Raw genomic sequence first — 23,606 nt, forward strand, 5'->3', positions numbered from 1 at the left:
GGGTGGTGACTTTGCCTTACCCGGCCTACGGTCGAAAATCCAGGCCGGGCAAGCGAAGCGCCCCCGGCGACCCGCGATTACGCCTTTTCCGCCAGCAGTTGGTTTGCCAGCGCTTTCAGGTCCGGCAGATAGTGTTCATCTACCGGGGCAAAGGGTTTACGGCACAGTGGGACAGAAACCACATCCATATAGTGCAGTACTGTTTTCAGGCCGCGGAACACGCCAACCTTAATAAGCAGATCGATAACCTTATTGCACTCGGTTTGCAGCTTTTGCGCCATGCGGATGTCACCTTCTTTGAGCGCTTTCACAATTCCCTGATAACGCCATCCCATGATGTTGTAAGTGCTACCGATGCCGCCATCTGCGCCCGCGAGCAGACCAGAAGCGAAGATCTCGTCATAGCCGTTGTACAGCACCAGATCGGGATGAGCGCGGCGGATCTGTTCCATCTGATAGAGATCGCCCGAAGTTTGCTTCAGTGCGCCAACGCCTGGCAGCGTCACCAGCGTGTTGATCTGATCCAGCGTCAGTTTTACGCCGCTCAGCGCCGGAATGTTATAGACCACCATCGGTAAACCATCAGCGGAATCAATAATTGCGCGGTAGTGATCGCAGTGCTCTTCAAAGCTGAACGGATAGTAAAACGGCGTGACGGCCGAAACCGCATCAAAGCCGTAACGATGTGCGGCGCTCGCCAGCTGTTCGCTCTCTTCGGTGCTCACCGTGCCAACGTGGGCAATCAACGTCACCTTGCCCTTTGCCTCTTCGGCAACAATTTCCAGTACCTGCTCTCTTTCAACGCGGTTCTGGACAAAGGCCTCACCCGTTGAGCCACCGACATAGAGCCCGTCCACACCCTGACCAATGTTGAAACGCACCAGGCGGCGCAGACTCTCGATATCCAGTCGCTGTTGATTATCGAATGGGGTTAACAACGCTGGCATTACGCCTTTTAAATCTCTTGCCATAACGACCTCTGACGATGATTAGTTTTATCTGACTACATACCTTTATACCTGTTATACCAGATCAAATAAGCAGCAATACAATAGAGAACGCTTATAGTGCGATCTACTTCACTAAACACGTCATCCGTCGAGCCGCCTCTGCGTTAGCTGCCTTCGCTCCCCCCTGTCACATAGTTATCTATGCCCCAGGGAACTCGCTCTCTTGCCGCCTTGATGCAACTAGAATGATTTTGTGTTTAAACGATCGTCAGGATCGCGATCACTTACGCGATTTTTTACTTTTGCTGAAGGCGTGCCAGGTCGCGGAAACGCTGTTGAGGTGTTCTTGCAGTGCGCGGTCTGCTTCTTCAGGATCGCGCTGGCGAATTGCGTCAACAATAGCGATATGCTGCTGATAACTCACGTTATTGTGCTCATACAACTCTTGATCGGCAACGGTCGGACGGGCGGCAATCAGCCAGTCTAACAGCGCAACATGGATCGCCATAAAGATGGGGTTGCCCGGGATCTCCGCCAGCACGCGGTGAAAATCAACGTCCGAGCGGATGAACAACGTATTGTCATCGAGCGACTGGCTGTTGATCTCCAGCGCTTTCGCCAGTCTGTCGATTTGCTCATCCGTCGCATGTTCGGCGGCGTATCGCACCAGGCTTGATTCAAAGAACAGTCGCAGCTGTTCGAAGTGGGCAATGCCGCCGGGATGAGCGAGGAAATCTTTCGCCATTCCAGACAGCTCGCTGATGATGGTATCAGCTGAAGGACGCGAAACGCGGGCGCGCTCGCCGTTGTTGATTTGTACCAGACCTTTGCGTTTTAACGCGGCCAGCGCTTCTCGTACAGAAGGACGGCCCACGTTAAAGAAGGCCATCAGCTCCCGCTCAGACGGCAACTGTTCGCCCTCGCCAAATTCCCGACGACGAATCATCTGCTCCAGTTCTTCTTCAACCATTTCAGACAGTTTTTTACGCGCCAACGGGCGATTGCGTAAGCTACGGCCAATGGTGGATGGAGAGTCTTCAGCTTGCGAATCAAATGCGTTCATAGGGTCCATTCAGCTAAGTCGTGGTGACAAACAACAGCGGGTTTATCCTAACACAGGATCGAAAGCAGGGTGAAATGATGGACGATCTGATCCGGCTGGCCTATTGATAATATACTTAACAGCAATATTATTTTAAGCGAGTATCTTCTGCCTCATTTTAATTGAATGGAGTTAAATAGCTTCATGAAAATTATGAATATGAACGTGATAATTTATCATAACCATCTATTTTATAACGATAAATAATTTAAACATCGGATTAAAAATAAGATATTTACTCCATAAAAAATGCCCGAAAAAATATAACATCCGTTTTGACAACAGCGTTATTACCGGATTTATCTTCTTCTCTGGCATGGAGTGAAACAATGTTCGGCATCATTATCTCTGTCATCGTTTTATTAACGATGGGTTACCTGATCCTCAAAAACTACAAACCGCAGGTCGTGCTGGCCGCCGCCGGGATCTTCCTGATGATCTGCGGCGTCTGGCTGGGCTACGGCGCGTTGGTCGCTGACGATAAGAGCAGTGGCTATCTACTGGTCGATATTTACAACGAAATTTTGCGTATGCTCTCCAACCGCGCGGCCGGACTGGGGTTATCAATCATGGCAGTGGGCGGGTATGCCCGTTATATGGACAGAATGGGAGCCAGCAGAGCGATGGTTAGCCTGTTAAGTCGCCCGCTCAAGCTAATCCGTTCACCCTATGTAGTGCTTGCCGCCACCTATGTGATTGGTCAGATCATGGCGCAGTTCATTACCAGCGCATCCGGGTTAGGTATGTTGCTGATGGTGACGCTGTTCCCAACGCTGGTCAGTCTTGGCGTGAGCCGTTTATCCGCAGTTGCGGTCATTGCCACTTCGATGTCGATTGAATGGGGCATTCTGGAAACCAACTCTATTTTTGCCGCGCAGGTCGCGGGTATGAAAATCGCCACCTATTTCTTTCAATACCAATTGCCCGTCGCGTCGTGTGTCATTGTCTCCGTCGCTATTGCGCATTTTTTCGTTCAACGTCAATTTGATAAAAAAACCGCACCGGAAAGCAACGGATTTGCTGAACAAAAGACGCTGGAAAACGTACCTCCGCTCTATTACGCCATTCTACCCGTCATGCCGCTGATCCTGATGCTGGGCTCGCTTGCCCTTGCACAAATGGGGCTAATGAAAGCAGAGTTGAATCTGGTGGTGGTGATGTTGATGAGTATGACGCTGACTATGTTTGTTGAATTCCTGCATAAACATAATCTGCGCGAAACGATGGATGATGTGCAGGCTTTTTTTGACGGCATGGGGACGCAGTTTGCCAACGTTGTCACGCTGGTGGTCGCCGGTGAAATCTTTGCGAAAGGGTTGACGACTATCGGGACTGTCGACGCCGTCATAAAAGGCGCAGAGCATTCCGGTCTTGGCGGCATCGGCGTGATGATCATCATGGCTGTAGTCATTGCCGCCTGTGCGATCGTCATGGGGTCAGGCAACGCGCCGTTTATGTCTTTTGCCAGCCTCATTCCGGATATTGCCGCCGGGCTGCATATTCCTGCCGTAGTAATGATTATGCCGATGCATTTTGCCACTACGCTGGCCCGGGCGGTGTCACCCATTACCGCGGTCATTGTCGTGACATCGGGTATTGCCGGCGTATCGCCCTTTGAAGTGGTAAAACGTACAGCAATCCCGATGGCAGTAGGATTTGTGGTGAATATGGTAGCCACCATCGCGCTGTTTTATTGATGCCAAAGCCAGAAAACAGAACAGGCCCCAAAGGGCCTGTTTTTTATTTCACTATTTATTTCACTACGCGCAGCGCTGGACGCCCACCGCGAGGCGGTGGCGGAGTATCATCCGGATCGTTGTCGTCGCCATTATCAGGCTTATCGCCATCAATGACCGACATGACCGTTTCACTCTCAAAACCAGACGCGTCGTTGTCGTCATCATTTAAGCTGGCAACATCTTCGTCGTAGGCGGCTTCCGGTTCGAACATCGTACCGGCGCCATTTTCACGTGCATAAATTGCCAGAACGGCAGCCAACGGCACAGACACCTGACGCGGCACACCACCGAAGCGCGCGTTAAAGCGCACTTCATCGTTAGCCAGTTCCAGGTTGCCCACCGCACGCGGTGCAATATTCAGAACAATTTGCCCGTCACGCGCATATTCCATTGGAACCTGCACGTCCTGGAGCGTCACATCCACCACCAGATGCGGCGTGAGCTGGTTGTCCAGCAACCACTCATAGAACGCGCGCAGCAGATACGGACGGCGTGGTGTTAGCTGTGGCAAATCCATACAGATTAACCCCGGCCCAGACGCATTTCACGTTCAGGCTCAGTCAGAGAAGCCAGGAAAGAGTCACGTTCGAAGACGCGAGTCATGTACCCTTTCAGTTCTTTCGAACCTGCACCGTTGAATTCAATACCCAGCTGCGGTAAACGCCACAGCAGCGGCGCCAGGTAGCAGTCTACCAGGCTGAACTCATCGCTCAGGAAGTAAGGTTTCTGGCCAAATACTGGCGCGATTGCCAGCAGTTCTTCGCGCAGACGCTTACGCGCGACTTCGGCTTCAGATGCAGAACCGTTCACGATGACATTCATCAGCGTGTACCAGTCTTTTTCAATACGCTGCATGTACAGGCGGCTTTCACCACGCGCAACCGGGTAAACCGGCATCAGCGGCGGATGCGGGAAGCGCTCATCCAGGTATTCCATAATGATGCGAGATTCCCACAGGGTCAGCTCACGATCCACCAGTGTCGGTACGCTCTGATTCGGGTTGAGGTCGATCAGATCCTGAGGTGGATTGTCCTTCTCCACATGCTCAATCTCGAAACTAACACCTTTCTCAGCCAGCACAATGCGGACCTGATGGCTATAGATGTCAGTAGGACCAGAAAACAGCGTCATTACCGAACGTTTGTTGGCAGCGACAGCCATGAAAACCTCCAGGTATATTCAGAATTTTTACTGCTACCAGCCACTCAGTGGCCAGCCAGAAGTGATGTCACCCAGGCTCGGGAAAGTCATTGCTGTTCAAAATACAAACAAAAAATGAACGATACCGGACATTTGGGCAGAAAATTGGATGATAGTTTACCAGATTTTGTGACCTTTGTGGTGAGTCGATTCTTGAAATGGGGAAAAAGAGGTGGCAATCAGCGGATTAGCGTGGATCTGAGGCGAGAAATAACGATAAAAAAACCCGCCGAAGCGGGTTTTTTCGCAAATTGTCGTCTGCCGAAGCAGAGTACAATTAACGTTTGGAGAACTGAGGACGACGACGTGCTTTACGCAGACCGACTTTCTTACGTTCAACCTGACGAGCATCACGAGTAACGAAGCCAGCTTTACGCAGTTCGCCACGCAGGGATTCGTCGTACTCCATCAGAGCGCGGGTGATACCGTGACGGATCGCACCAGCCTGACCAGAGATACCACCACCTTTAACAGTGATGTACAGATCCAGTTTCTCAACCATGTCGACCAGTTCCAGCGGCTGACGAACTACCATGCGGGCAGTTTCACGACCGAAGTACTGTTCCAGAGAACGTTGGTTGATTACGATTTTACCACTGCCCGGTTTGATGAAAACGCGAGCTGCGGAACTTTTGCGGCGACCAGTGCCGTAGTATTGATTTTCAGCCATTGCCTATAATCCCGATTAGATGTCAAGAACTTGCGGTTGCTGTGCCGCGTGGTTGTGCTCGTTGCCAGCGTAAACTTTCAGTTTACGGAACATAGCACGACCCAGCGGGCCTTTTGGCAGCATGCCTTTAACCGCGATTTCAAGCACACGCTCAGGACGGCGAGCAATCATCTCTTCAAAGGTCGCTTGTTTGATACCACCGATGTGGCCGGTGTGGTGATAGTACACTTTGTCAGTACGCTTGTTGCCGGTTACAGCAACTTTGTCAGCGTTCAGAACGATGATGTAATCACCGGTATCTACGTGCGGAGTGTATTCCGCTTTGTGCTTACCGCGCAGGCGCAGAGCCAGTTCGGAAGCCAGACGGCCCAGAGTTTTACCGGTCGCGTCAACAACATACCAGTCGCGTTTTACGGTTTCTGGTTTAGCTGTAAAAGTTTTCATTAAAAGCTTACCCAAATAAATAAGTTACACGTTGGTGAACACCCAAACGTTTTGTCAGTTGAGGTTCACACGACATTGTCCAGCAAACCTACCCCTTCGAATAGCCTATGCCGGCGCATAGAAAGTTTTGGGAAAAAAACTCTCTCGTAACGTGGGGTCGCAAGATTATAGAGAAGTCAGGGTCAAAGATCGACCCCTTTATGTGATTTGCGGCAGGTTTAACCGGCTAAATGTTCCCGCTTCAGATACTCTTCGCTTTGCATCTCCTGCAAACGCGACAAACAGCGCTGAAATTCAAACTTCAAACGCTCGCCCTGATAAATTTCATAGAGGGGTGATGCCGCACTGACCACCAGCTTGACGTGGCGTTCATAGAACTCATCCACCAATGCGATAAAGCGTCGCGCTTCACTCTCCATCAGCGGGGTCATGACCGGCACATCAGACAACAGCACCGTGTGAAACAGACGCGACAACGCAATGTAGTCATGCTGACTCCGGGCATCGACACAGAGCGTGGTAAACGACACCGCCAGCGTCTGATTTTCTACAGCCAGGGTTTGCATAGGACGATGGTTAATCTCCAGCGTTGGCGCATGTTCACCTTTGGTTCCCGCTAATGCCAGCCAGAGCTTATCCATCTGCTGGCGGGTTTCCTCATTCAATGGCGACAACCACAAATGCGCCTGCGTTAAGGTACGCAGACGATAATCGACGCCGGCATCGACATTCATGATGTCACAATGCTGTTTGATGGCATCAATGGCAGGAAGAAAACGCGTGCGTTGCAAACCGTTGCGATATAGCTCATCTGGCGGAATATTGGAGGTCGCCACCAGCGTAATGCCGCGGGCAAACAGCGCCTTCATCAGGCCCCCAAGCAGCATGGCGTCGGTGATATCAGAAACAAAAAATTCGTCGAAGCACAGCACGTCCGTTTCGGCCTTAAAGCGGTCGGCGATGATTTCCAGCGGATCGCTCTGCCCCTGTAAGGCAGTAAGCTCTTCATGCACGCGCAGCATAAAACGGTGAAAGTGCAAACGCTGTTTACGTTCGCCCGGCAGGCTATGGTAGAACAGATCCATCAGCCAGGTTTTTCCGCGCCCAACTCCGCCCCACATATATAAACCACGCACCGGTGCGTTGATCGGTGACTCACGCTTGCCCAGCAATTTGCCAAAACGCGCCATCAGTCCACTCTCCTGCGGCGCAGGACGTGCTGACGTTGTAAGTGCCTGGAAAATTGTTTCCAGTCGATTCACGGCTTCTTGTTGTACATTGTCGGGCTGATGACTGCCGTCGTTGAGGGCTTGCTGGTAACGCGATGTCGGGGAAAGGCTTTGCATGATGTTATTGTTATTCCTTGAGAATCGATGTGCCGTCGCTCACGGTTGACGAAAAAAAGGCCGTTCTACATTACGTGATATAAACACGGGATTCCACTTCTACGGGATTAGCGGTTATAGTGGCATAATCAGGCGCAGGCATGGAGCCTAAAGCCAACACCCTACGGAAACACAAGACAACGGGAGATGTTCATGACCTGGGAATATGCGCTAATTGGGTTAGTCGTCGGTATCATTATTGGTGCTGTAGCCATGCGTTTTGGTAATCGGAAATTACGCCAACAGCAGGCATTGCAGTACGAACTGGAAAAAAATAAAGCTGAGCTGGAAGAGTACCGTGAAGAACTGGTGAGCCACTTTGCCCGCAGCGCTGAATTGCTGGATAACATGGCGGACGATTATCGTCAGATTTACCAGCACATGGCGAAAAGCTCCAGCAACCTGCTGCCGGGTATGTCGCCGGAAAACAACCCGTTCCGTAATCGTCTGGCAGAGTCTGAAGCAGGCAACGATCAGGCGCCGGTTCAGATGCCACGTGACTATTCTGAAGGGGCATCCGGCCTGCTGCGTAGTGGCGCAAAGCGCGACTAACCGCACATCGTTAAGAAATTTTTTGGGCGCAGCAATTGCGCCCTCCGCTTCTCTTCCTGTCCCAGCTATTATTTAGTCGTTAGCCGCATTGTGACCAAACCGAAAATTCAATAACATCAACCTGTTTTGAATCATCTTCCGTTTACTCAAGGTACGAGAGCAGGATCCATGAAAAAACAAACCCAGCTGTTGAGTGCATTAGCGTTAAGTGTCGGGTTAACTCTCTCGGCGCCATTCCCGGCCGCAGCATCTATTCCCGGCCAGGTTCCCGGTCAGGCTGCGCTCCCCAGCCTCGCCCCGATGCTGGAGAAAGTGTTACCAGCAGTGGTGAGCGTAAGGGTCGAAGGCACCGCCACTCAGGGGCAGAAAGTCCCGGAAGAGTTCAAAAAGTTTTTTGGTGATGAACTTCCCGATCAACCTTCACAACCTTTTGAAGGGCTGGGTTCAGGGGTCATTATTGATGCCGCCAAAGGCTACGTCCTGACCAATAACCACGTCATTAACCAGGCGCAAAAAATCAGCGTTCAGCTTAATGATGGCCGTGAGTTCGACGCTAAGCTTATCGGCAGCGACGATCAGAGCGATATCGCACTGCTACAAATTCAGCACCCCAGCAACCTGACACAAATTGCTATTGCCGACTCAGACAAACTCCGCGTAGGTGATTTCGCGGTGGCTGTGGGTAACCCGTTCGGTTTGGGTCAAACGGCCACCTCCGGCATTGTATCGGCTTTGGGTCGCAGTGGATTGAATCTGGAAGGTCTTGAAAACTTTATTCAGACTGACGCTTCTATCAACCGCGGTAACTCCGGCGGCGCATTGCTCAACCTGAACGGTGAGCTGATCGGTATTAACACCGCGATTTTGGCCCCCGGCGGCGGCAGCATAGGGATTGGTTTTGCAATCCCGAGCAACATGGCGCGCACGCTGGCACAGCAGCTGATGCAGTTTGGTGAAATCAAACGCGGTCTGTTGGGCATCAAAGGCACCGAGATGACCTCCGATATCGCCAAAGCGTTCAAACTGGACGTACAGCGTGGGGCGTTTGTCAGTGAGGTTCTGCCTAACTCCGGCTCCGCAAAAGCGGGGGTGAAATCCGGTGACGTCATTACCAGCCTCAACGGTAAACCGCTTAACAGCTTCGCCGAACTGCGTTCACGCATTGCGACAACCGAACCTGGGACCAAGGTCAAACTGGGCCTGCTGCGTAACGGTAAACCGCTGGAGGTTGAAGTCACCCTCGATACCAGCACATCTTCGTCCGCCAGCGCAGAGATGATTGCGCCTGCGTTGCAAGGGGCCACGCTCAGCGACGGTCAGTTAAAAGACGGCACCAAAGGCATCAGAATTGATAACGTAGAAAAAAGCAGCCCTGCCGCACAGGCCGGTCTGCATAAAGATGACGTTATCATTGGTGTTAACCGCGATCGCGTAAACTCAATCGCCGAAATGCGCAAAGTGCTGGAAGCGAAACCGTCGATCATTGCTCTGCAGGTGGTGCGCGGTAACGAGAGTATTTACCTGCTCCTGCGTTAACGCATGCAACCGGACATCAGCCCCTCGTGTGATGTCCGGTAAACTCGTGATATGCTGCTGCCGTTCCCTTTATTAATGACGCCGCCATCATGTTTGTGAAGCTTTTACGTTCGGTCGCGATTGGTTTAATCGTCGGCGCCATCCTGCTGGCCGCGATGCCCTCTCTGCGAAAAATTAATACGCTTACCGCACCGCAGTTCGACAGTGCAGATGAAACGCCCGCTAGCTATAACCCGGCGGTTCGCCGCGCAGCGCCTGCCGTCGTGAACGTTTATAACCGCAGTATGAACAGTACCGCGCACAACCAGCTTGAGATCCGCACGCTCGGCTCAGGCGTTATCATGGATCAGCGCGGCTATATCATTACCAATAAGCACGTCATTAACGATGCCGACCAAATCATCGTCGCATTGCAGGACGGCCGCGTATTTGAAGCGCTGCTTGTGGGGTCTGATACGTTAACCGACCTTGCGGTGCTGAAAATCAACGCCACTGGCGGGCTGCCAACAATCCCAATTAATAACAAACGCGTGCCGCACATTGGTGACGTGGTACTCGCCATCGGTAACCCGTACAACCTTGGGCAAACCATCACTCAGGGGATTATCAGCGCCACCGGTCGAATTGGCCTGAACCCAACAGGACGGCAAAACTTCCTGCAAACAGATGCTTCCATCAACCACGGAAACTCCGGCGGTGCGCTGGTCAACTCACTGGGTGAATTGATGGGGATTAACACGCTGTCATTTGATAAGAGCAACGATGGCGAAACCCCGGAAGGGATCGGCTTTGCCATTCCGTTTCAGTTGGCGACTAAAATCATGGATAAGCTGATTCGTGACGGGCGCGTGATTCGTGGCTACATCGGCATCAGCGGTCGCGAAATTGCACCACTGCACGCTCAGGGCGGCGGGATGGATCAAATTCAGGGGATTGTGGTTAACGAAGTAGCCCCGGACGGTCCGGCTGCGCAGGCAGGCATTCAGGTTAACGATCTGATTATCTCGGTCAATAACAAACCGGCAGTGTCTGCACTGGAAACGATGGACCAGGTGGCAGAGATTCGACCAGGTTCAGTTATCTCCGTTGTCGTGATGCGTGATGACAAACAGTTGACGCTGCAGGTAACGATCCAGGAATACCCAGCCACCAATTAACGTCACGTCTGGCGGCCTACTGACCATAAAAAACTGCACCTTACTTCGTTGGGTGTCCAACTTTTTGGGTGCAGTTCATGTTGGCTCCGGTTTTTTTTAGGCGATATCGTAGAGAGTTAGTACGTAATGCCTGATGGCATTACGCTTATCAGGCCTACAAATACACGCAGGCCTTTCTTCGCGTTACTTAACGAACTCTTCGCCCAGAGTAATATCTTTTTTCAGCGTATCCAACATGCCTTCCAGCGAGCTTTGTTCAAACGCGCTCAGCTTGCCGATAGACTGACGCTCTTCTACGCCGTTTTTACCCAGCAGCAGCGGCTGAGAGAAGAAACGAGCGTACTGGCCGTCGCCTTCAACGTAAGCACATTCAACCACACCTTTTTCGCCGCTCAATGCGCGAACCAGGGACAGGCCGAAACGTGCAGCAGCCTGACCCATAGACAGGGTTGCAGAACCGCCACCAGCTTTGGCTTCCACAACTTCAGTACCCGCATTCTGGATACGTTTAGTCAGGTCAGCGGCTTCTTGTTCGGTGAAGCTTACGCCAGGAATTTGTGACAGCAGTGGCAGGATGGTTACGCCAGAGTGGCCGCCAATAACCGGAACTTCAACGTCGCCAGGTTGTTTGCCTTTCAGTTCCGCAACAAAGGTGTTGGAGCGGATGATGTCCAGCGTGGTCACGCCAAACAGTTTGTTCTTATCGTATACGCCTGCTTTTTTCAGCACTTCTGCAGCGATAGCAACGGTAGTATTCACCGGGTTGGTGATGATACCGATACACGCTTTCGGGCAGGTTTTAGCAACTTGCTGGACCAGGTTCTTCACGATACCGGCGTTGACGTTGAACAGGTCGGAACGATCCATACCCGGTTTACGTGCGACGCCCGCAGAGATCAGTACCACATCAGCACCTTCCAGTGCAGGGGTAGCGTCTTCGCCGCTGAAGCCTTTGATTTTCACAGCAGTAGGGATATGGCTCAAATCAACGGCCACACCAGGTGTTACTGGAGCGATGTCGTACAGGGAGAGTTCTGAACCTGAAGGCAGTTGGGTTTTTAACAGTAATGCTAGCGCCTGACCGATACCACCAGCAGCGCCGAGGACTGCAACTTTCATCCTAAACTCCTTATTATATTGATAAGCAAAATGTCTATTGCTCCGCGGCGGCGACCTTAATTCACAAATCCAATGAATACAACAACCACGCGTCAAGAATGCGTAGTCACGCAAATTTGGCTTTTATGCATTTAACTTACGTAAAATAAAACCTAAGTTACGTAATTCAAAACCACCCACACAGTAGAGCAACTTTCCAACAGGTGCTGACAATATACCCTACCCACCTCTCAAAACAACATCAATTTGATAACATTTAATTTACTTTTAACCTTATTTGCGAGCCGTGACACAGGCATGTTTCTTGATAACGAAATTTGATAAAATTCCGCTCTTTCATAACATTATTTCAGCCTTGAACAAGGCAGACTGTTTGCATAAAAATTCATCTGTATGCACAATAATGTTGTTTCTACCGCCATATTACGGGTGACTTATGCGAAGCTCGGCAAAACAAGAAGAATTAGTAAAGGCGTTTAAAGCGCTGCTTAAAGAAGAAAAGTTCAGCTCTCAAGGCGAAATCGTCCTCGCGTTGCAGGATCAGGGCTTTGATAATATCAATCAGTCCAAGGTTTCACGCATGCTGACCAAATTTGGCGCCGTGCGTACCCGCAATGCGAAAATGGAAATGGTGTATTGCCTTCCGGCTGAGCTGGGCGTACCCACGACCTCCAGTCCGCTGAAAAATCTGGTGCTGGATATCGACTATAACGATGCGGTTGTGGTTATTCATACCAGCCCCGGCGCTGCTCAGTTGATTGCACGTCTGCTGGACTCATTGGGGAAAGCGGAAGGTATCCTGGGTACGATTGCCGGTGACGATACCATCTTCACCACCCCAGCTAAGGGTTTTACGGTAAAAGATCTGTACGAAGCCATTCTGGAACTGTTCGAACAAGAACTGTAATACCGCCTCCCCGCCGCCTCGCGGCGGGGGAAAACACTCTCTTTTCATCCCCCTCCTTCTCTTTTCCACTGCTATTGATTTAACAAATGGTGCGTTTAACCATCAAAATACATTCACATGGTGAATATGCAGCCTTAAAAACGCACATTTTGCAAAATCAAGTATCTGCATGATTTAATTAAATTTAATTTATACAAGCTGTTTAAAATGCTCTTTTTAATTCCATTGAGTTATAAGAAATCATTTTCTTAACACTCAAAACCCAATGAAACAATTAGCGTGGTATTAATTTATCGGGTGATTAGTGTATACTTGATTTTGTGATGAGGGTCACGAAACATAGACCCTAATAAAAGAATTCGACGAGGTAAATATCATGAAAATCAAAACTACTATTGCAACCTTAAGCCTTCTTTCTGTTCTCTCCTTCGGTGCAAGCGCCGCGGTTACTCAGGTGAACTCACAAGAAGCACAGAATCTGCAATCCATCGGTAGCGTCTCCGTCTCTCAGATCGGTAGTTCACCAATGGACATGCGCCAGGCCATCGCCGCTAAAGCTGAAAAAGCAGGCGCCAGCAGCTATCGCGTCACCGAACTCCGTGAAGGTGCTCACTGGCACGCTACTGCAGAACTCTACAAATAAACCCTCGTCGTCTAAGTCCGACGACTTGCCCCCGCCTGCCGGGGGCTTTTTTATGTCTTACATTGAGTGACGAACGTTAAAACGCAACTGCCCTTCCAACTCTTCTTCCGCTTCATCGAACAGTAAAATCAATGCGCCGTATCGCCTGCGTAGTTTGTCAGGCAAATGGACAAATTCAATTTCCAGCGGCAGCGGCAAGACTTCCCCGATCACCACCTCCCACAGAGAATCCAAATCAACCACCTTTTCCCGCGCCAGACCGAACGTGCGCGTGAACTCGCGATAGAAATCGCCCTGATCTTCTATCTCGTCAAAATCAAATGTATAGATGTTCATCTATAGCCACCATCCCGACGCCAGCTACTCTACAGACCGCCAATATTCAGGGGTCTCTCGCATTTTCAGGTAAGTATAGCCATAAAAAAACCGACGCTTTTAGCGTCGGTTTTCAACTCTTAATTACTGACCAGCGCATGCTGGTATTTGTGCAGCATCCCGCTGAGTCGTTTTACTGGCTCGGTCACCTGCGGTGGTGCTTGCCAGATAATTAATTTTTCCTGGTAGATATCAAGCTCCTCCAGTAACTGGCTAAAGTAGCGTCGGCGCTTGTCGTCATTTCCTGCTGAAATTACGTGATCGGCAGTTCGACGAAGCTGGCGATGGAATGCGGATAAATCCTCGTTCACCGGTACCGGCGCATCGCGCAGGCGCTGGTGCGCGATGATCATCGTCAGCGCCAGGCGAAACTTCGCCAGATCGCCGGGAAATTTGTTCATCAGCAAAAACAGCTGCTGATAAAGCGCCGGGAGGTGGTTTTCTTTGCGACGTACCACGTTGGTGGTCATCGCAGAAACCGCCGCCGACACGAACTGGTTGAGCAACACGCGGCCCGTTCTGTCACGAGAGTTATCACGCACCAGCAGAATGACGATAAACGCCAACACGCAGCCAACAATTTGCCCCAACGCGCTGTCGAGGAACTGGCTAAAGTGGAAGGTCATCGGGTTATCCAGCACAATGATATTAATGGTGCTGGCCAGCGCCCCCATCGATCCCAGCCGTCGTTTCTGTACCTCAATCCCCAGAAAGAATCCCAGCACCGCCAGGCTCAGGCACAGTAGGAACATACTTTGTTGCGTATTGGGGATAATCACCAGGAAATAGAGCGCTCCGAGCGGTAACGCTGCCAACGTCCCATAGATAAAGTCTATCGCCACCATGCGGGGATTTGGCAAACGCATTGCCAGCGAGGTGACGACCGCAATCATCACCATTGCGCCGCTGCCGGAGGTCCATCCGGTCCATAGCCAGAATAAGGTTCCCAGCACACAAGAAAGCGTGGTACGCCAAAAGTTAACCATCGCATGATGACGCTCGGCAGACTCCACTTTCACCACCGGCTCACCTTGCAGGATCTCTTCTTCCGTAGCGCTAATCTTGGTATTACTCACCACACCGCGTTTGAGCAGCAGGTAGCGCGTCGCGGCTCCCGCCCAGCTGTATATGGTGACCGGCGTTTCGCGCTCGCCGGTCCAGGCAATCACCCGACGCATCCGCTTCAGCTGTTTGTGGACATCCTGCGCCGTTTCAACCGACGTATCGAACAACTCGCGGAAAGTATCAGTGATCAGTTCTGGTCGGGTGTTCTGAATAAGATAGGTTTCACAGGACTGCGTGATGAGCGTGAGAGACAGCGTGTTCAATGCTTTAAGTCTGCGGTTAGCACGCCCCCAGCGTGAAGACTCCATATTCAGGTTACTGCGCATGCCTTCCAATGCTGCCGTACGACGGACTAAATCGCCCCAGGCTTTATCCACGACCTCGCTGTCGCCATGCTTAATGCACAACTGCATAAGCTGATATTGCGCCACCAGCAGGCTGTCCAGCTCAACATCAATCTCTTGTTTTATCGAACGGGGAGAGAAAAGCAGATCGGCCACAATGGCGCAGACAATCCCCACCACAATTTCACTGCAACGTTCGAGCGCAAATTGCGGCGTCAGCAGCGGTTCGGCCTGAATGGTAATGACGATGATCAGCGCCGTATAGCCCGAAAGCCCCCAGGCATAGGAGTTCTCGATCTTCACCAGTGACGAGATCCAGGTACAAAAACCGGCCCAGATACAGCACACCAGGATCATCAATAACGGAGCGCGGATCATGCTGATGATAATGATCAGTCCGGCAATACAACCGATAAATGTCCCGACAATACGCAGCATGCCGCGATAGCGGATAGCCCCTGAATAGGGTTCCCCACCCGCAGCAAAGGCCGGACCTGCCGCCACAATGGCCGCGGTCAGCACCGCCCAACGCGGGGTCTCAAGTTGGAAGTGAAAGCCAACGAACAGCGCCAGTACAATCGCGCACGCCAGTTTTACCGCAAAGCGGATATGCTGGTTGGCAATGGAGAAAATACCCATCGCAATTAACCAAACTCGCGCAGGCGGTGCGCCATTTTACGGAAGAAGGACTCCTGGCTTGCATCACGGTCCTGCTTACCGGTAATGACAACGGTAGCCGTTGTCCCGGCAGGCCACAGAGTTCCCTGCTGCTCATCAAGGCGGATTCGCACCGGGACACGCTGCGCCAGACGCACCCATTCCAGATTGGAATCAATGGTCGCCATACCTTTTGCATCCTGCGTACTGCTGGCATTCGTGACCCCCGCCGCCACGCTATCAACGGTGCCTTTTAAGACATTATTACTGCCAAGCGGGGTAATCTCAGCTCGATATCCAGGGCGAACACCTTCCAGTTTGGTTTCTTCCATATAGGCCAGCACATAGAATGAATGCTGCTTGACCAGCGCCACTGCTGTGGAACCACGCGTAATAAATTCGCCGCTATAGACGTTCAGGTTAGTGACCCAACCGTCAGCTGGTGCGCGAATGACGGTACGTTCCAGATCTAATTTTGCCAGGTCGCGGGTCGCTTGTGCTTTCGCAAGCTGGTGTAATACGGTTTGCAGGACGTTGTTTGACTGGTCAATCTCTTCACGAGACATGGCCTGCACGCCCAGGCGGTTACGACGACCAGCCTCCTGGCGTTTTTCCTGGGCCAGAACCTGATAATAAGAAACATCAGCTTCGGCCTGCTCAAGGGCTTTCTTATAGCGTGGCTGATCGATGGTGAACAGGATCTGATCCTTTTTCACCAGTTGGTTATCATGGACGTTAACGTTGGAAATAAGACCCGCAACATCCGGCGCAATAGCGACGACATCTGCGCTGAAACGCGCATCACGTGTCCATGGCGACTCGGTGTAATACACCCATGCGCGAAAAATAGCGATGAAGGCCAGAATAACCAGTACGAGAGTCGTGGCCGTACGGGAGAGTTTTTTTGTTAGTGTTTTCACTTCAACCTCAAACGAACAGGCGCGTTATTAAATAGAACAGGCAACAATACAGCGCGGTGTTAAACAGAGCCGGATGCCAGACAAAGTCATAGATGCCGGTTGGAACCAGTATCCGGCGCACCAGCCAGAAAATCGCCAGTGACAAAAGTAATTCGAAAAAAATCGGTGGGAAGGACAAGCCAAACACCACGATAACGGGAAACAGACTCATGTTGACCTTGGTAACTTAAGAGAGTGCAGGTGATAGATTTTCTAGCATATGTCACCGCAGAGAAGGGCAAGGGTGAGCCAGGCGAGAGCGACATAGCCGTTATTTGAATAATAATATATTAACGTAACTGTTATGCTGTTATCTATATTATGTGATCTAAATCACTTTTAAGCCAGAGTGAACAATGGAACGATTAAAACGTATGTCGGTGTTCGCCAAAGTTGTCGAGCTAGGCTCCTTCACCGCCGCCGCAAGACAGCTACAAATGAGCGTTTCATCGATAAGCCAGACGGTCTCTAAACTGGAAGATGAGCTACAGGTCAAGCTGCTAAACCGCAGTACACGCAGCATTGGACTGACCGAAGCCGGTAAAATTTACTATCAGGGCTGCCGGAGAATGCTGCACGAAGCGCAGGATGTTCACGAGCAGCTTTATGCCTTTAACAACACGCCCATCGGCACGCTGCGCATTGGTTGTTCTTCAACCATGGCACAAAATGTCCTCGCCGGATTGACCGCGACAATGCTGAAGGAATACCCCGGTCTGACGGTAAATCTGGTAACAGGCATCCCGGCACCGGATTTAATCGCCGATGGTCTGGACGTGGTTATCCGCGTCGGTGCGTTGCAGGACTCCAGTCTGTTCTCGCGTCGCCTGGGCGCCATGCCGATGGTAGTCTGCGCGGCTAAAAGCTATCTCGCACAGTTTGGTGCCCCGGAGAAACCCGCCGATCTCAGCAACCACTCGTGGCTGGAATACAGCGTGCGCCCGGATAATGAATTCGAGCTTATCGCTCCGGAAGGAATTTCCACCCGTCTGATACCAGAGGGGCGTTTTGTGACTAACGATCCGATGACATTGGTGCGCTGGCTGGCTGCGGGTGCGGGCATTGCCTATGTGCCGCTGATGTGGGTGATCAATGAGATCAATCGTGGCGAAGTGGAGATCCTCCTTCCCCGCTACCAGTCGGATCCGCGTCCGGTCTATGCGCTGTATACCGAAAAAGACAAATTGCCGCTCAAGGTCCAGGTAGTGATTAACTATCTGACGGATTATTTTGTCGATGTGGCGCAGCTTTTTCAGGGGATGTACGGCCGGGGAAAAGAGAAATAAAAAGAGTATTGGCCGGATAAGGCGTTGACACCGCGTCCGGAAAGATGCCCGATAGCACTGGTGCTTATCGGGCATACATCATGATGTTATGCAGTACCACCTACCGTCAGGTTATCCACCTTCAGCGTCGGCTGGCCCACGCCCACCGGCAAACTCTGCCCTTCTTTACCGCACACACCAACCCCGTTATCCAGCTTCAGGTCGTTACCTACCATTGAAATCTGCTGCATCGCTTCGATACCAGACCCAATCAGCGTCGCGCCTTTCACCGGTTTGGTTACTTTACCGTTTTCAATCAGATACGCTTCAGACGTCGAGAACACGAATTTCCCGGAGGTGATATCCACCTGGCCGCCGCCGAAGTTAGGCGCATAAATACCGTATTCAACGGATTCGATGATTTCCTGCGGCGTGGATTTCCCAGGCAGCATGTAGGTGTTGGTCATACGTGGCATCGGCAGGTGCGCGTAAGATTCACGGCGACCGTTACCCGTTGGCGCAACGCCCATCAGGCGCGCGTTCAGTTTGTCCTGCATGTAGCCTTTCAGAATACCGTTTTCGATCAGCACGTTGTACTGACCCGGAGTGCCTTCATCATCAATAGCCACAGAGCCACGACGGTCCGCCATTGTGCCATCATCCACAACGGTACACAGTTCCGACGCCACCAGCTCACCCATGTGACCGCTGAATACCGAGGTACCACGACGGTTAAAGTCGCCTTCCAGACCATGACCTACCGCTTCATGCAACAGAACGCCAGGCCAGCCAGCGCCGAGTACTACCGGCAGCGTACCAGCAGGCGCTGCTACTGCGGACAGATTAACCAACGCCATGCGTACGGCCTCTTTCGCCCACGCGTCAGCACGGACTTCACCATCGAGGTCGCCCAGGAAATAGTCATAGCCAAAACGACCGCCACCACCGCTAGCGCCGCGCTCGCGCTTACCATCTTCTTCCACCTGTACGCTTACGGACAGGCGTACCAGCGGACGAACGTCAGCGGCCAACGTACCGTCGGTCGCGGCTACCAGGATCAGTTCATAAACACCGGTCAGGCTGGCGGTTACTTCCTGGACGCGTTTGTCGGCGGCACGGGCCACGCTATCAACGCGACGCAGAATATCCAGTTTCTCTTCGCGGCTCATGCTCTGTAACGGATCAACCGAGGTGTAAAGCGCCTGATGCTCAACCGCTCCCAGCGTTTTTACTTTGCCGTCACCGCTGTCACGCACGATAGTACGGGCTGCATGAGCACTTTGCTCCAGCGCCAGCAGGCTAATCTGGTCTGCATAGGCAAACCCTGTTTTTTCGCCGCTGATGGCGCGCACGCCAACACCCTGATCGATATTGTAAGAACCGTCTTTAATGATGCGGTCTTCTAAAACCCAGGATTCGTGATAGCTCGACTGAAAATAGAGATCGCCGTAGTCAAGACGGCGTTCGGCCAGTTGGCCCAGAATGGCAAACAGATCCTGATGTTTCAGGCCATTCGCCGCTAGCAATTGTTCACTTACCAGGTTCAGACTCATCGTTTTGGTACTCATTAGTTTCTGTTGTAGGCCTGATAAGACGCGCCAGCGTCGCCATCAGGCACTTCAATGCCGGATGGCGGCGTGAACGCCTTTTCCGGCCTACGGACTGCGGTAGAAGATCACTGTACTGAGATTGGGGCAATTACTCGCCCCCGTCAAATCATTGCTGGCTTTCTTTGCGCGGCTGGCGCAGAACTTCATTAATCTGCGGCTTATCGACCGGACCGGTGATGCGATAGCGCAGAATCGAAACTTTGCTCCACAATGGTCCCAGAACCTTACTGGCAGCAAACACCGCCGCGCCGACAATCGGATTGACAGCAAACGCAGCGGCAACCCCTACGGTGGCAGAAATTTCAGGCGCGACAATGGCTTCCATATCCAGCTCCCGACGGACCAGGTTCACTGAGCCTTTCATCGCAATGTCTGCCTCCAGACCGTCCACCAGCGTGTCGTCGGTATGCATCACGCCATCTTTGATCCACGCCGTACTGCGAATCGAGTCGAAATAGAAACCTTCACTGAAGGTATCGCTAAAATCAAAACGCAGTTTACGTAGCAACGCATCAAAGCTCAGCAGTCGCAATAGTTGCCCCGCATGTCCGGTGCTGAGTTCAGTAAGCTCACCTTTGCCCAACCGGGTACGCAAAATCCCATTCAGCGAAGCTTCATCCGGATCCCATGGCGGGTTACGCCAGTGCAGGTCATACTCCACGTTGAACGAAGAGTTACGAATCGGGGTCGATACGCCAAAGAAACTGGCAGCGGAGTCAATTTTATTACCGCTCAGTTTACCCTTCAGTGACGTTCGTTCTTTGCCCGGCGCATTCACCCACACGCCATCGGTGGTCAGTCTGGCAAATCCCGTATCCAACAGACCGTTGCTCAGCGTTAGCGTGTCGCCTTTAATTGCTACATCGGCGTCAATACGCCCATATTTCTGTCCCCACATCCAGCACTCGGCACAGCGTAACTGAAGGTCCGGCCAGCCGCGGAAGCTGAAGTTGTCCACGGCGGAAAACGGCGAGGCTGGTGTGTTGCCCGGTGACGCTTTCGCCGCGCTGGGGTTGTAATAAAGATACTTAATATTGGCCAACCATGGCGCATTATTGCGCATCGCCAGCGTGGCGTTAATTTCACGACCCTGCGCCTGTACGATGGAGCCATTGCTCGCGGGCTCAGACACAATACTCAAATTATTCCACTGCTGACCGCCCAGGGATAACGATGGCGTACGCACGGTGATGCGTTGCGGGAAGTTGGCATTAGTGCCAACGTTATCCGCTGCGCCTTTTTGGAACAATGCCAGCCATTGCGCACCATCCATAGGGGGAAGATTAAGCTCAATGCCTTGCTGATCGGGTAACGCGGGCACAGTGCGGCTTTCCGACGTCCAGATAGCGCGGTCAAGCGTCAGTTTCTGATTCAGCAACCAGCGGCTGTTAAAGTGGTTCTTACTGCCAGCATTACCGGTCAGTTCAAAGCTGCGCAGATTGCCGTTAGCCTTAACGTTTACCGGCAACGCCTCACCGGCCGCTTTATTCAGCGGAGCAGGTAAGTGACTACTTACATTCTTCAGGTCACCCTTTAGCTCAATGTCGTAGGTCGGCCCGGCATGATACGGAAGATCGATACCCACCTTGCCATTCCACGCTATGCTGCCACTTAACGCATCGTTGACCTGCACCGGTAAAATCCCCATGCGGGTTGGCTGCCAGTCGCCTTGCAGGTTCACGGCTACCTGATAGGCTTTTGCCCCTTCGGTGGTGGAGAAGTCGACGTTCAGCGGCTGATTAAACCAGTTCGCCGTCATCGGCTCGCTCTTCAGATCGCCGTTGATAAAGCTGAATTTACCATTCAAATTCTTCAGCGTGCTGTCGAGCGGTTTAATAAACAGGCTGTTATTACGCAGGTTGACGTCGCCTTTGGCGGTAACCAACGAGCCGTCTAGCGGAATATCAAGATGTAAGCGAGCATTCACATCACCGTCAATTTGCAACTGTTCCAGCGTGGCGCCGAGAGAATCCTTCAACGGAGTCTCATCAAAATAAGGTCCAACCGCCTTGCCTGGCCCGTTGATATCGGCATCAATCAGCAGCTTTTCTTTTGCATAGTCGGGAATATTAGCCGTCAGGTTACTGGCCTTCACACCGCCCAGATTGACGCTATCCGTCTTCATCCACAGGCCATCGTTAATGAAGTTTAGTTCGATATTAAGATCGGTTAGCGCAGGCCAGTCGGGCTGGAAAGCAAATTTCGCATTGCGTAGCGGCACCAGGACCTGAAACTGCCCTTCGTTGTGCAGATACGGGAACAGATTCGGGTTACCGCCATACACCAGCGTGGCGTTATCCGCCTCGCCGCCCTGAATAGCGCCGCTGAGGTAGTCAACCAGCTCTTTGCCCATCAGGTTTTCCGGGAAGTAGCGCCAGGCCTGAGAGCCATCGTCGGTGCTGATGCCTGCCAGAATGCCCAACCATGGCTCATCATCAGCCGGTTGCAGATAGCGAAAACCACCGTGCGCATGTACCGCTTTCGCTTTAACATCAATGTTGCGCCCGTCTAACTGGAAGCCTTTATCATTCTTCAGCCAGCTTAGCGTCGCCACGCCGTTCTCTATTTCCAGCGGCGCGCGGAAGACGGTTTCATACGGCATTTTTGCTTGTTTCATGGAGGCGGTAAGCGCACCATTTTCAACGCTTCCCGCAAGCGTACCGGAGAAATGTTCTGCCCCCGGCAGCAGCTTCCACTGTTTCCAGGCCAAATCGGTCCACGAGGACAGGAAGCGGGTTTTTTCTGTCGCCTGTAACGGGATATCCAGCGCAAGCACATCTATTTTGCCGCTGGGTTGCGTGGCCCGCCAGATATCACCCAGCGCAGGCGATAGCCTGGACACCATCGGACGCAGTCCTTCTAACCCGGCCAGTTCCAGATTACTGGCACGAATGCGTAGCTCATCACTGCGTTTGTTATTCTCGCCACCGACTTCCTGCTCAGGGATCCAGGCCAGCGTTAATGCCCCGCTCGGCCAGGGTTTATCATCCATGGTGATACGGGTATCGGGAATAGAGAATTGCCAGCCCGCCTCTTCACGGCTGATGTGCGCCGTCAGATTATCGACGGAGAGCGTGTGCTTACGGTTTTCACCCAGCCAACTTGCCCCGCCTTTTTTTAGCCAGACATCGCCACCAGAAACGACGCCTTTGCTGATCGTCATCCATGCTTCCAGGCTAAAACGCGCGGTTTGCAGCGCGACATTATCCTGCATCCATTTGCCCAACCACGGTTTGACGTCGATGTCGTCTGCCTGCAGCCAGACCCGACCGTTATTCAACAGCCCTTCGTCATCACGCAGATCCATACGCACCTGCATAACGCCGTGCTGTCCGGTCAGGCTGGAGAGGCTGACCTGACCCTCGGCGCGATGCCGATTTTTACCGTTCAGCCAGGTAAGCTGTGGGATCGCCAGTTCAGCACGTTGACCTGAGAGGGTTATAAAGCTGATATGGCTGTCGCGTAGATCGAAATGATCAAACTGACGCAGGAAGAGATCGCTGAGATGGCCGGTTTCAATCCCATCTCCGCCTTCGCTGCGCTGGATAGGAGTATTGGTACGCAACTGAAGTTGCCAGAAGGTGAGATCGCGAAACTGCCAGCGCATGTGCAGCAAACTTTGCCAGACATCCAGCGCCAGCGTGACGCGTTTTACCGAAAATTCTCCCCCATCTTTCAGCTGCGCATGGATATTACGCGCTTCAAGCGTAGGACCGAAATTTTGCCAGCTGGCAGAAAGCTGGCTGGCGGAAACAGGCAGACCTGTGGCGGATTCAATCTTGCCAAGAATGGCCGGACGCCAGCTATCAAGATGAGGTAACGCAAGGCGCAGTCCACTGACCAACAGCGCTGCGATGACAACGAATGCGGCTCCAGTGAGCAGTAAAATCCCCGGCAATCGCCTCACGCGCCTCTCCTTGTCTACCA

Annotated in this window: 21 protein-coding genes; 7 read left to right on the top strand and 14 right to left on the bottom strand. The window is 52.2% G+C overall.

The window, feature by feature from the left end:
* Window positions 1–77: 77 nt before the first annotated feature.
* Together nanA and nanR are read right to left on the bottom strand one after the other, a co-directional pair.
* Window positions 78–971: an N-acetylneuraminate lyase gene (gene nanA, locus OGY37_RS00775; RefSeq protein ID WP_286619803.1), complete on the bottom strand. Its 894-nt coding sequence runs from the start codon at window positions 969–971 to the stop codon at window positions 78–80.
* A gap of 259 nt (window positions 972–1,230) precedes the next feature.
* Complete coding sequence (gene nanR, locus OGY37_RS00780) at window positions 1,231–2,022, bottom strand: transcriptional regulator NanR (RefSeq protein WP_079938250.1); 792 nt, start codon at window positions 2,020–2,022, stop codon at window positions 1,231–1,233.
* 359 nt (window positions 2,023–2,381) lie between these two features.
* On the opposite strand from nanR, the gene dcuC reads away from it, so the two are divergent.
* Window positions 2,382–3,749, top strand: a complete 1,368-nt coding sequence (gene dcuC / locus OGY37_RS00785) for an anaerobic C4-dicarboxylate transporter DcuC (protein WP_286619805.1) — start codon at window positions 2,382–2,384, stop codon at window positions 3,747–3,749.
* 55 nt (window positions 3,750–3,804) lie between these two features.
* Here dcuC and sspB read toward each other — a convergent pair whose 3' ends face one another.
* The 5 genes from sspB to zapE form a co-directional block, all read right to left on the bottom strand.
* The gene (gene sspB / locus OGY37_RS00790) at window positions 3,805–4,308 is read right to left on the bottom strand and encodes a ClpXP protease specificity-enhancing factor (RefSeq protein ID WP_003025130.1); all 504 of its coding nucleotides are present in this window, start codon (window positions 4,306–4,308) and stop codon (window positions 3,805–3,807) included.
* A 5-nt stretch (window positions 4,309–4,313) separates the two neighbouring features.
* A complete protein-coding gene (gene sspA, locus OGY37_RS00795; protein WP_003025132.1) occupies window positions 4,314–4,952 on the bottom strand; it encodes a stringent starvation protein SspA in 639 nt (212 codons plus the stop codon).
* Window positions 4,953–5,268: 316 nt separating this feature from the next.
* Window positions 5,269–5,661 carry a 30S ribosomal protein S9 gene (rpsI, locus tag OGY37_RS00800; RefSeq protein WP_003025138.1) on the bottom strand — a complete coding sequence of 131 codons (393 nt, stop codon included), beginning with the start codon at window positions 5,659–5,661 and terminating at the stop codon, window positions 5,269–5,271.
* A gap of 15 nt (window positions 5,662–5,676) precedes the next feature.
* On the bottom strand, window positions 5,677–6,105 hold the full coding sequence (gene rplM, locus OGY37_RS00805; RefSeq protein ID WP_003025141.1) for a 50S ribosomal protein L13: 429 nt from the start codon (window positions 6,103–6,105) through the stop codon (window positions 5,677–5,679).
* Between the two features lie 218 nt (window positions 6,106–6,323).
* The gene (gene zapE, locus OGY37_RS00810) at window positions 6,324–7,451 is read right to left on the bottom strand and encodes a cell division protein ZapE (RefSeq protein WP_286619806.1); all 1,128 of its coding nucleotides are present in this window, start codon (window positions 7,449–7,451) and stop codon (window positions 6,324–6,326) included.
* A 192-nt stretch (window positions 7,452–7,643) separates the two neighbouring features.
* On the opposite strand from zapE, the gene zapG reads away from it, so the two are divergent.
* The 3 genes from zapG to degS all read left to right on the top strand — a co-directional run bounded on the left by zapG (window position 7,644) and on the right by degS (window position 10,735).
* Window positions 7,644–8,042, top strand: coding sequence for a Z-ring associated protein ZapG (zapG, locus tag OGY37_RS00815; RefSeq protein ID WP_003025147.1), 399 nt, complete (start codon window positions 7,644–7,646; stop codon window positions 8,040–8,042).
* A 168-nt stretch (window positions 8,043–8,210) separates the two neighbouring features.
* Window positions 8,211–9,578, top strand: a complete 1,368-nt coding sequence (gene degQ / locus OGY37_RS00820) for a serine endoprotease DegQ (protein ID WP_008785951.1) — start codon at window positions 8,211–8,213, stop codon at window positions 9,576–9,578.
* An 89-nt stretch (window positions 9,579–9,667) separates the two neighbouring features.
* On the top strand, window positions 9,668–10,735 hold the full coding sequence (gene degS, locus OGY37_RS00825; protein WP_003025154.1) for an outer membrane-stress sensor serine endopeptidase DegS: 1,068 nt from the start codon (window positions 9,668–9,670) through the stop codon (window positions 10,733–10,735).
* A gap of 183 nt (window positions 10,736–10,918) precedes the next feature.
* Here the strand turns inward: degS and mdh are convergent, their stop codons facing one another.
* Window positions 10,919–11,854: a malate dehydrogenase gene (gene mdh, locus OGY37_RS00830; RefSeq protein WP_008785953.1), complete on the bottom strand. Its 936-nt coding sequence runs from the start codon at window positions 11,852–11,854 to the stop codon at window positions 10,919–10,921.
* 436 nt (window positions 11,855–12,290) lie between these two features.
* On the opposite strand from mdh, the gene argR reads away from it, so the two are divergent.
* Window positions 12,291–12,761, top strand: coding sequence for a transcriptional regulator ArgR (gene argR / locus OGY37_RS00835; protein ID WP_003025162.1), 471 nt, complete (start codon window positions 12,291–12,293; stop codon window positions 12,759–12,761).
* Window positions 12,762–13,137: 376 nt separating this feature from the next.
* Window positions 13,138–13,404: a peroxide/acid stress response protein YhcN gene (gene yhcN / locus OGY37_RS00840; protein WP_003828812.1), complete on the top strand. Its 267-nt coding sequence runs from the start codon at window positions 13,138–13,140 to the stop codon at window positions 13,402–13,404.
* A 57-nt stretch (window positions 13,405–13,461) separates the two neighbouring features.
* On the opposite strand, the gene OGY37_RS00845 is transcribed toward yhcN, so the two are convergent.
* The 4 genes from OGY37_RS00845 to aaeX all read right to left on the bottom strand — a co-directional run bounded on the left by OGY37_RS00845 (window position 13,462) and on the right by aaeX (window position 16,976).
* Entirely contained in the window at window positions 13,462–13,740 is a 279-nt protein-coding gene (locus tag OGY37_RS00845; RefSeq protein ID WP_003025168.1) for a barstar family protein, read from the bottom strand.
* Between the two features lie 119 nt (window positions 13,741–13,859).
* A complete protein-coding gene (aaeB, locus tag OGY37_RS00850; RefSeq protein WP_079938246.1) occupies window positions 13,860–15,827 on the bottom strand; it encodes a p-hydroxybenzoic acid efflux pump subunit AaeB in 1,968 nt (655 codons plus the stop codon).
* 5 nt (window positions 15,828–15,832) lie between these two features.
* On the bottom strand, window positions 15,833–16,765 hold the full coding sequence (gene aaeA, locus OGY37_RS00855; RefSeq protein ID WP_057067981.1) for a p-hydroxybenzoic acid efflux pump subunit AaeA: 933 nt from the start codon (window positions 16,763–16,765) through the stop codon (window positions 15,833–15,835).
* A 7-nt stretch (window positions 16,766–16,772) separates the two neighbouring features.
* Window positions 16,773–16,976: a p-hydroxybenzoic acid efflux pump operon protein AaeX gene (gene aaeX / locus OGY37_RS00860; RefSeq protein ID WP_191213842.1), complete on the bottom strand. Its 204-nt coding sequence runs from the start codon at window positions 16,974–16,976 to the stop codon at window positions 16,773–16,775.
* A gap of 184 nt (window positions 16,977–17,160) precedes the next feature.
* Here aaeX and aaeR point away from each other — a divergent pair, with 184 nt between their 5' ends.
* Window positions 17,161–18,090, top strand: coding sequence for an HTH-type transcriptional activator AaeR (gene aaeR, locus OGY37_RS00865; protein WP_003828817.1), 930 nt, complete (start codon window positions 17,161–17,163; stop codon window positions 18,088–18,090).
* A gap of 86 nt (window positions 18,091–18,176) precedes the next feature.
* Here the strand turns inward: aaeR and tldD are convergent, their stop codons facing one another.
* A complete protein-coding gene (gene tldD, locus OGY37_RS00870) occupies window positions 18,177–19,622 on the bottom strand; it encodes a metalloprotease TldD (protein WP_003025183.1) in 1,446 nt (481 codons plus the stop codon).
* A gap of 163 nt (window positions 19,623–19,785) precedes the next feature.
* Window positions 19,786–23,586: an AsmA2 domain-containing protein YhdP gene (yhdP, locus tag OGY37_RS00875; RefSeq protein WP_286619809.1), complete on the bottom strand. Its 3,801-nt coding sequence runs from the start codon at window positions 23,584–23,586 to the stop codon at window positions 19,786–19,788.
* Window positions 23,587–23,606 lie beyond the last annotated feature (20 nt).

The sequence above is a fragment of the Citrobacter sp. Cpo030 genome (assembly GCF_030333005.1).
Taxonomy (GTDB): Bacteria; Pseudomonadota; Gammaproteobacteria; order Enterobacterales; family Enterobacteriaceae; genus Citrobacter; species Citrobacter portucalensis.

Coding starts and splice junctions, on each gene's coding strand:
- nanA (WP_286619803.1), bottom strand. CDS start 971: ATGGCAAGAGATTTAAAAGGCGTAATGCCAGCGTTGTTAACCCCATTC.
- nanR (WP_079938250.1), bottom strand. CDS start 2,022: ATGGACCCTATGAACGCATTTGATTCGCAAGCTGAAGACTCTCCATCC.
- dcuC (WP_286619805.1), top strand. CDS start 2,382: ATGTTCGGCATCATTATCTCTGTCATCGTTTTATTAACGATGGGTTAC.
- sspB (WP_003025130.1), bottom strand. CDS start 4,308: ATGGATTTGCCACAGCTAACACCACGCCGTCCGTATCTGCTGCGCGCG.
- sspA (WP_003025132.1), bottom strand. CDS start 4,952: ATGGCTGTCGCTGCCAACAAACGTTCGGTAATGACGCTGTTTTCTGGT.
- rpsI (WP_003025138.1), bottom strand. CDS start 5,661: ATGGCTGAAAATCAATACTACGGCACTGGTCGCCGCAAAAGTTCCGCA.
- rplM (WP_003025141.1), bottom strand. CDS start 6,105: ATGAAAACTTTTACAGCTAAACCAGAAACCGTAAAACGCGACTGGTAT.
- zapE (WP_286619806.1), bottom strand. CDS start 7,451: ATGCAAAGCCTTTCCCCGACATCGCGTTACCAGCAAGCCCTCAACGAC.
- zapG (WP_003025147.1), top strand. CDS start 7,644: ATGACCTGGGAATATGCGCTAATTGGGTTAGTCGTCGGTATCATTATT.
- degQ (WP_008785951.1), top strand. CDS start 8,211: ATGAAAAAACAAACCCAGCTGTTGAGTGCATTAGCGTTAAGTGTCGGG.
- degS (WP_003025154.1), top strand. CDS start 9,668: ATGTTTGTGAAGCTTTTACGTTCGGTCGCGATTGGTTTAATCGTCGGC.
- mdh (WP_008785953.1), bottom strand. CDS start 11,854: ATGAAAGTTGCAGTCCTCGGCGCTGCTGGTGGTATCGGTCAGGCGCTA.
- argR (WP_003025162.1), top strand. CDS start 12,291: ATGCGAAGCTCGGCAAAACAAGAAGAATTAGTAAAGGCGTTTAAAGCG.
- yhcN (WP_003828812.1), top strand. CDS start 13,138: ATGAAAATCAAAACTACTATTGCAACCTTAAGCCTTCTTTCTGTTCTC.
- OGY37_RS00845 (WP_003025168.1), bottom strand. CDS start 13,740: ATGAACATCTATACATTTGATTTTGACGAGATAGAAGATCAGGGCGAT.
- aaeB (WP_079938246.1), bottom strand. CDS start 15,827: ATGGGTATTTTCTCCATTGCCAACCAGCATATCCGCTTTGCGGTAAAA.
- aaeX (WP_191213842.1), bottom strand. CDS start 16,976: ATGAGTCTGTTTCCCGTTATCGTGGTGTTTGGCTTGTCCTTCCCACCG.
- aaeR (WP_003828817.1), top strand. CDS start 17,161: ATGGAACGATTAAAACGTATGTCGGTGTTCGCCAAAGTTGTCGAGCTA.
- tldD (WP_003025183.1), bottom strand. CDS start 19,622: ATGAGTCTGAACCTGGTAAGTGAACAATTGCTAGCGGCGAATGGCCTG.